This is a genomic window from uncultured Treponema sp., assembly GCF_945873775.1.
Classification (GTDB): Bacteria; Spirochaetota; Spirochaetia; order Treponematales; family Treponemataceae; genus Treponema_D.
Genome location: NZ_CAMCEC010000040.1, coordinates 1 through 6,907 on the forward strand (window position 1 = coordinate 1; position 6,907 = coordinate 6,907).

The window sequence follows — 6,907 nt, forward strand, 5'->3', positions numbered from 1 at the left end:
ATGGATTTGTGGCTTTTTTCAGGAACGAAATTGCGAACTAAATTTGACACAATCCGAAATCATGCAAAATCCACAAAAATGTCTGGCTACTCAAAATAATATAAACAGGTTTCTTCCCTTATTTCTTGAAGCCGGAGCAAGTCTAAAAGAAGAGACAGTTTTTGGAAGCGCGGAAAGAATATTAAGCGGAAGATAGAATTATTGTTTTACAGAATATGAAACAATTTCTATGGCTTTTTAGAAAAGAGAAAATCAGAAAAACATTTAACATGAATAATAGAAATTGTGCTATGAAAATCAGATATTATAATTCGAGAATTATTTTTACCATATAAACATTATATATATCCCCCCCCAAAAAAAAATTATTTTTTCTATACAGAATATCTCATTTATTTCCCGACGTTCTCAATCTGTTTTATTGAATCCAAGAACGCCTTTTCCACATCGCTTAAAGTTTTCTGCTGGTATTTCCTGTATTCGGTTGTCGCTTTTTCAACGGCTTTGTCATGCGAAACAGAGCCGTTTCCCTGCAGAAGCTGCTCGCCACTCATTGTAAGGATTCTGTCCAAGTGTTCCGCCCAGTCTTTCATTGTCATCGGTTGGCGGCGTTCCGCCTGACGCTCCGCAAAATCCAAATATCCGCTTACAATCTGCCCCATTGCACGCAGCTCTTTTTCGTCAAGATAATTCTTTGCCACAACAGCGTCTTTCAAGTGCGGGCGGTCGCCTTCAAAAGTCTTTAAGCCCATGAACTCTTTTTCCGCATCGGCGCGGCTGTAGATGACTTCCGCGGCAGTCTGACCGTGAACCGCAAAGTGGATTTTATTTTGGACTTTCTTGAAAAACTCGATTGATGTGTCCGAGCGCGGATTATAGTCTATGCTCGTGGCGTAAATATCCAGAATCTGCCTGTAAAACACTTTTTCGGAAGCCCGGATGTCGCGGATTCTTGCCAGAAGCTCCGGCCAGTATTCGCCGCCGCCAAGCTGCTTTAAGCGGCTGTCGTCCAAAGCAAAACCTTTTCTGATATATTCGTTCAGGCGTTTTGTCGCCCACTGCCGGAACTGTGTGCCGCGCAGGGATTTTACACGGTAGCCAACGGAAATTATCACATCAAGGTTGTAATAATTTGGCGCTTTCTGCTGAAATTCGGAATTTCCGAATTTCTTTACAGCAACAGCTTCTTTCAGTTCGCCTTCTTCAAAAATGTGCTTTATATGCTCGTTTATTGTGGACTTCGCCTTTTCAAACATCTTGGACATCTGCTCCTGGGTAAGCCAGACGGTTTCATCCTCAAAAATAACTTCCACATTTATCGTTTCTTTGTCTGTCTTAAAAATAGCAATCTCTTTTTCCATAAATATCTACTTTTCCTCAAATAGATTGTGCAGTTTTTCCATTAATGACTTTTTGTGGTGCTCTACGTGCAAAATTTACCGCATAATATATTCTAAATCATAATTCAAAAATTATTTTGAAACAGATGATATTTTTCTATCGGTTATTTTGAACCAAGTCTGTTTTGTTGGAGTAAAATCATAAGAAAAATCATTTCCTGTTTCAAAACCATAAAAAGATTGAATTACTTCTCTATCTTTTTTAATAAAACTATTTCTTGTTGTAAAAAATATTATATTAAAATTATATAACTTATTAGATTCAAAATGAAACTCAGCCGGAATTTTATCTTTATGTAAAAAGTTTGTATCATTATACTTAAAACCAATATATTTTATGCTTCCAGAATTTGGTTCAATAATGAAAGAAGAGTATAATCTCTTTTCTGTATTTTTTTCATCATAATCAATCCCATCATAAATATAAAATGGTCTCATCGGAAGCAATTTATCATTATAACTTAAAGTACATTCCATATTATGGATGCTTCTTATAAAATTTCCATAATTATTACAGATAACAGGAATGACCAATTCATCATATTTTGAATCTTTTGATGAGTGTATATACACAACAGCTGGATCTTCTATAACAAAATGATTTTTTACTAGAGGAAGAAAAAATATAAGCAACGAAACCATCACTGCAATCAGCGAGATTGATATAGAAATTATTTCTGGAATTGTTATAATTTTAGCCATTGTCTTGTTATTATTGATTTTCAATTCATTCATATATTCTTTATAGTATGAAAACATACATTTATCAATTCTTTCACAAAAAATTCAACCCTTCACTATATGCAAGCCTCATACGTTATCATGTACTTATGAACCAAAACGACAAAATCAAAATTTATCTGTTCTTCGGAATTCCAGGAAGCGGAAAAACGAATGTTCTGTTCAAATTCCTTCGTCAGAAAATTCTGGAAGAAAAACGGCGTGGCAACGGCAATATGACAGAACCGCCCTACGAAGTGATTCCCTTCAACAGCTTCAATATCTGTGCCGAAGAAATGTGCCGGAAAATCTGCCGCATAATGTCCGTTCCTTGCAAAACTGGCATCAGCAAAACGCCAAAAGATTACAGCTACAGCCCGGACAAGACATATTTTATAGACACAAGCGGAAAACTTGGAGAACAAAAATCCGTATATGATTTCTTTTCAAAATCCGCCTTTGCAGCAAAATATTTTCTTGCAATTCCAGCGGTTATTGACCTCCAGATTTTGAGCGGAATCCTTGAGCTATATTCCTTTTTAAAGGATTTTCAGGTTGTCCTGACTTTCTGTGATTTTGCAGATGACAAAAAGATGAATCAGATTTCAAAACTCCTTAAATCCCTGAAGACAAAAATTGCCGCCCGCAATACTTCAGGCACAATCGACGGTTCTTTGGAATTTTTGTAGGTTCTTTCTCAGAGGAAGCAATTTTTGTGCGGTAAACGCATCGCAACAATCAAACGTGAAATTGCAGAGTCCGCACTAATCACGTACAGAAATTCCCGCATGAAGAATTCTATCTTATTTTTCAGGCAGTCTGATTTTTCCAGATTTTTCAAGTCCGAATATCACATCAAGAATTTTCTGCTGCGCCTCCAAGGAATCCTTGCGGGAAACGTTTGTGTTGTACTGCATGTCTTCCGTTATCATCTGCTCCGCCCGCTTTGACATATTGCGGAAAAACGCATCCTTGACTTCCGAAGTCGCTTCCATCAAGGCATATTCCAGATCCATAACATCGATTTTCTTTAGAACCAGCTTAACGGCACTGTCCTTTAAAAGATAAATGTCGTCAAAAGTCATCGCATTTTTCATGTCCGCCTCCAGTTTTGTTTCACGAAAGATTTTTATTCAGCTTTAAAACTATGATAGCACAGCGGACTTGCACATAATGACAGTCTAATTTTTTTCCAAAAAAAATATTTTTCGTGATATAATTTTTAGACTTGCACTATATGAAAGTGTTATGGTGTATACTGAAACTACAGTGAGGTGAAAAGATGGAAAAATCAGAATATCCACAGTTAGATGAAGGTCTTGAAGAAAAAATTTTTGGTTATAAAGGAATTGAATATAGCCTTTATGAATTACGAAATTCTGCAAATAATTTTCGTGCAGATGACGCAAAATGTTATCGTAATATCACAAAAGCAAAATATTCAAAAATATATAATTGCGAAACTGAAACAATTCCTGCAAATCTTTTAGAAGAAGTATACGGATTAGACGAAACTTTCAAAGAAATATGGCGTGAAGTCCCTGATAACAAAAAATATACTGTGAGCAACCTTGGTCGAATAAAGCTAAATGGAATTCTCGTTCACCAAGATGATGATAATTTTAACGGTTATCTTAAAATGACTAAAACTGCAGAAGGCAAAAACTCAGATAATCGCTCTGAAAATATTTATATCTTTGTAGCAAAAGCGTTTTTATCATTTGAAGAACTTAACGGAAAGAGCATTCATCACATCAACAACAACGGATATGACTGCCGCCCGGAAAATCTGATTCTGCTGACGCCAGAACAACATTCAAAAGTTCATGGATTTCCTGTAAAAGGCGACAACAATTCATACGAAAAGGTTTCACAAGTTGGGCAATAGACGTCTTTCACTTTCCAATTACCGCAGGGCTTTGCAGATTGACGAGCTGATTGCAGCGGAAAAATATCCGAACGTCGCTTTTCTGATGGAAAAATTCGAATGTTCGGAGGCTACGGTTCTGCGGGCAATCTAGACTCTGCGAAACGATTTCGGCGCGGAAATCTTATACGACCGCAGCAGAAAAGGCTACTACTATGCGGAACCGCATTTCCGTCTGATTGCGAGCTTCACGACCGAAAAGCAGATTATCGCCGCGCATCTGATGACAAATCTGCTTAAAATTGTAAAGGACACGCCGATTTACAATCAGGCGATTGAAGTCTACAAAAGCCTTGAAAACGAGCTTGAGGGAAACGAAAAACTGAACGCGGCAAAACTTGAAAACCGGATTGTGTTCCTCGGAATGAACGCGATCAAAATCGAAGACAAGCTATGGAATCTAATCGAAGAAGCCATGATGAAAAACCGCCTCATCCAGTTTGACTATTATAAAAACAGCAGGCGGTATGAAGTTACCGTCGAGCCGTGGCAGCTTGTCTACTTTCAGGGAATGTGGAGCTTGTACTGCTACAATAAATTCTACAAGGAAACCCGGCTCTACAATCTTCCCGCAATCACGAATCCAAAAATTCTGGACAAAACTTTTAAGCTTCCGCCGGACTTTGAATTTGAAAACCACAGCAAAGGCAGCTTCGGAAAATTCATAGGCAAGGAAAATTATTGCTTCAGACTGAAAATCCGCAAGGAAAAAACCGACTACATCCGAATGTACAAATGGGCGGACGACCAGAAATTCGAGGAGCAGAGCGACGGTACGGTCATCATGACTTTTACAAGCAACCAGTACTACCCCGTCCTGAACTGGATTCTGGAAAAAGGAATGTATGTCACTCCACTTGCGCCGCAAAAATTAGTTGATGCCTGGAGGGAGAATGTCCTTGCGATGTATGAGGAAGTGAAGAAACTGTAACAACAAAAACGATAAAACAAAGTCAACAATTTCTATTTTATTCCAAACTGAATGTCGTTCGATAAATGGAAAAGAGTCATATTCCGTTGTTCTAGGAAAAGATTATATTGTTTTTTTTGCAGTTTGCAATTTTAATTTGTTATTATAAAAATCTTTTTACATTTCACATCTGGCTAATTAAAATTTACTCAAATGTCATGATTTTATCTTCGAAATCTACTTTCATTTGAATCCCTTTTATTCCTTTTGGATTAAGCAATAAATTCCTCATATTAGATAAAATTGATTCACCGTGAATAAGTTCATTCCTCTTATCATATAAAACAGGCAAATACTGTTGAATTTCTGAATCAGAATAATCATAATTAAGATTTTTATTCGCTAATATTCCGTAAAATAAAGCAATCCAAAAATTTATAACAGTATCCTGATTCCAGCTTTCCTGCTGGCTTTCAATACAGTTTGCTATTTTTTGTAATCTTTCTATATAATTCTCTTTAGACTGAACTTCTATACGCCATTTACAGATAAACAAATCTACATATCCAGTATATTTATTTACAACATCAAAAGATTTTATTTCATTATCGAAAAATTGTTTTTCAATTTTTTCTATCAGACTAATTATTATATTTTCATCTTCTTTTGCATCTAAAATTCCACAAGAAAAAGCTTTTGTCGCTCTTGTTCCAAAATCAGCATTATTCAAATGCAACTCCAGTCTGTCAGGATGTTTTGAAATGTATATTCCCAGCAAATAATTGAAACAAACTAAATGTGAAATACGCATTGCAGGAATATATTCTAGCTCATTTTCAAAATTATCAAATAATTTTCCAATATCAGTTTTTGACATTTTCCTGCATAAGTCATAAATAGCAGTTTCATTTTTTCCTTTAGAATCAAGTTGATGAAAAATAAGCATCTTTATTCTTAATTCAAGATAAATATTTTCTTGCAGCTTCAAATTGGAAAAAATATCAAGAATATTGCCATCAAGTGAATATAAAAAGAATTCTATTTCAAACGGATTAGAAGCTATCAGTCTTTTGATTACAATTTGTTTATCTATACTCCAAATAAATCTTACAAGAAGAACAACAGAAAGTTCCGTGTGAAAAAAAGTATTACCATGTATTCTAATTTGGTCGAAAAATTTCAGGATTTCTTTATAATCAGCGCACTGTTCTGCTTTATATAAGTTTTCAACTGATTTTTTTTCATTGTATGAAGCGTTATCTTGAACATTTATATCAAATTTTAGAGAGTTTATATGTTCTCTAAATTTATTATTTAATTCATCTGATATTACAACAGACACTTCATTCATATATGATTTATTAAAATAGTCATATATACACAGTGAAACTGATATTTCCTTTATAGAGTTTTCATTACATCCCTGCAGAAGAATTTCATTGGCAACAGAAATAGTTTCTGCAACTTTTTTCTTTTGTTCGCTTGTGTATAAATCAACACAATTTCTATACACTCCTGTATAATCACGGACTATCTTACAAACAGATGAAAAAAGTCCAGAAGTGAAGATATTACCTGCCATAGAATCCGCTAATTCAACAAAATCAAGAAACAGTTTATTTTGTTCAGAACTCAACATTCCTGACCTCTTTTATATTCAACAATACAACAATCTCCATTATCAAGTTCATGCCACAATTCTTCAAAGTTGGCAAGAATTATTCTTGGATTTGTAATTTTTTGAATAATATGATGATATTTGCCTAAACTGTTTACTGATGTTCCAAGAGAATAAACAACAGGAAGAGCCGTATCATCTATTGGAACAAGAATAAGAAATCTGTCATGGAATTTTCTTCCATAATCGCCATGTTGAACTAAAAATTTCATCGTCACGTTTAAGATGGCATGATATAAAAGGCTGGGAAAAAGTGGTACTCTGGTTTGACG

General features: G+C 35.2%; 9 protein-coding genes. 3 read left to right on the forward strand and 6 right to left on the reverse strand.

Annotation, left to right across the window (positions count from 1 at the left end):
- Positions 1-392: 392 nt before the first annotated feature.
- Together Q0N70_RS12000 and Q0N70_RS12005 are read right to left on the reverse strand one after the other, a co-directional pair.
- A complete protein-coding gene (locus tag Q0N70_RS12000) occupies positions 393-1,361 on the reverse strand; it encodes a virulence RhuM family protein (protein WP_294017074.1) in 969 nt (322 codons plus the stop codon).
- Between the two features lie 111 nt (positions 1,362-1,472).
- The gene (locus Q0N70_RS12005; protein ID WP_294017076.1) at positions 1,473-2,135 is read right to left on the reverse strand and encodes a hypothetical protein; all 663 of its coding nucleotides are present in this window, start codon (positions 2,133-2,135) and stop codon (positions 1,473-1,475) included.
- A gap of 95 nt (positions 2,136-2,230) precedes the next feature.
- On the opposite strand from Q0N70_RS12005, the gene Q0N70_RS12010 reads away from it, so the two are divergent.
- Positions 2,231-2,809, forward strand: a complete 579-nt coding sequence (locus Q0N70_RS12010; RefSeq protein ID WP_294017078.1) for a hypothetical protein — start codon at positions 2,231-2,233, stop codon at positions 2,807-2,809.
- Positions 2,810-2,923: 114 nt separating this feature from the next.
- On the opposite strand, the gene Q0N70_RS12015 is transcribed toward Q0N70_RS12010, so the two are convergent.
- Positions 2,924-3,217, reverse strand: a complete 294-nt coding sequence (locus Q0N70_RS12015) for a FliG C-terminal domain-containing protein (protein WP_294017080.1) — start codon at positions 3,215-3,217, stop codon at positions 2,924-2,926.
- Positions 3,218-3,402: 185 nt separating this feature from the next.
- Between Q0N70_RS12015 and Q0N70_RS12020 the strand changes: the two genes are divergently transcribed.
- Complete coding sequence (locus Q0N70_RS12020) at positions 3,403-4,008, forward strand: HNH endonuclease (RefSeq protein WP_294017082.1); 606 nt, start codon at positions 3,403-3,405, stop codon at positions 4,006-4,008.
- A gap of 18 nt (positions 4,009-4,026) precedes the next feature.
- On the opposite strand, the gene Q0N70_RS12315 is transcribed toward Q0N70_RS12020, so the two are convergent.
- Positions 4,027-4,137 (reverse strand): YSIRK-type signal peptide-containing protein, encoded by a 111-nt coding sequence (locus tag Q0N70_RS12315; RefSeq protein WP_367268265.1) that lies wholly within the window; start codon positions 4,135-4,137, stop codon positions 4,027-4,029.
- A 133-nt stretch (positions 4,138-4,270) separates the two neighbouring features.
- On the opposite strand from Q0N70_RS12315, the gene Q0N70_RS12030 reads away from it, so the two are divergent.
- Positions 4,271-4,978 carry a WYL domain-containing protein gene (locus Q0N70_RS12030; RefSeq protein ID WP_294017086.1) on the forward strand — a complete coding sequence of 236 codons (708 nt, stop codon included), beginning with the start codon at positions 4,271-4,273 and terminating at the stop codon, positions 4,976-4,978.
- A 184-nt stretch (positions 4,979-5,162) separates the two neighbouring features.
- Here the strand turns inward: Q0N70_RS12030 and Q0N70_RS12035 are convergent, their stop codons facing one another.
- On the reverse strand, positions 5,163-6,596 hold the full coding sequence (locus Q0N70_RS12035; protein ID WP_294017087.1) for a hypothetical protein: 1,434 nt from the start codon (positions 6,594-6,596) through the stop codon (positions 5,163-5,165).
- Positions 6,590-6,907: hypothetical protein (locus Q0N70_RS12040; protein WP_294017089.1), on the reverse strand; the 318-nt coding region annotated here is incomplete at its 5' end. The genes Q0N70_RS12035 and Q0N70_RS12040, both read right to left, overlap by 7 nt.

Excerpts from the sequence above, each read along its gene's own strand:
- Q0N70_RS12000 (WP_294017074.1), bottom strand. The coding sequence starts at position 1,361 with ATGGAAAAAGAGATTGCTATTTTTAAGACAGACAAAGAAACGATAAAT.
- Q0N70_RS12005 (WP_294017076.1), bottom strand. The coding sequence starts at position 2,135 with ATGAATGAATTGAAAATCAATAATAACAAGACAATGGCTAAAATTATA.
- Q0N70_RS12010 (WP_294017078.1), top strand. The coding sequence starts at position 2,231 with ATGAACCAAAACGACAAAATCAAAATTTATCTGTTCTTCGGAATTCCA.
- Q0N70_RS12015 (WP_294017080.1), bottom strand. The coding sequence starts at position 3,217 with ATGAAAAATGCGATGACTTTTGACGACATTTATCTTTTAAAGGACAGT.
- Q0N70_RS12020 (WP_294017082.1), top strand. The coding sequence starts at position 3,403 with ATGGAAAAATCAGAATATCCACAGTTAGATGAAGGTCTTGAAGAAAAA.
- Q0N70_RS12030 (WP_294017086.1), top strand. The coding sequence starts at position 4,271 with ATGACAAATCTGCTTAAAATTGTAAAGGACACGCCGATTTACAATCAG.
- Q0N70_RS12035 (WP_294017087.1), bottom strand. The coding sequence starts at position 6,596 with ATGTTGAGTTCTGAACAAAATAAACTGTTTCTTGATTTTGTTGAATTA.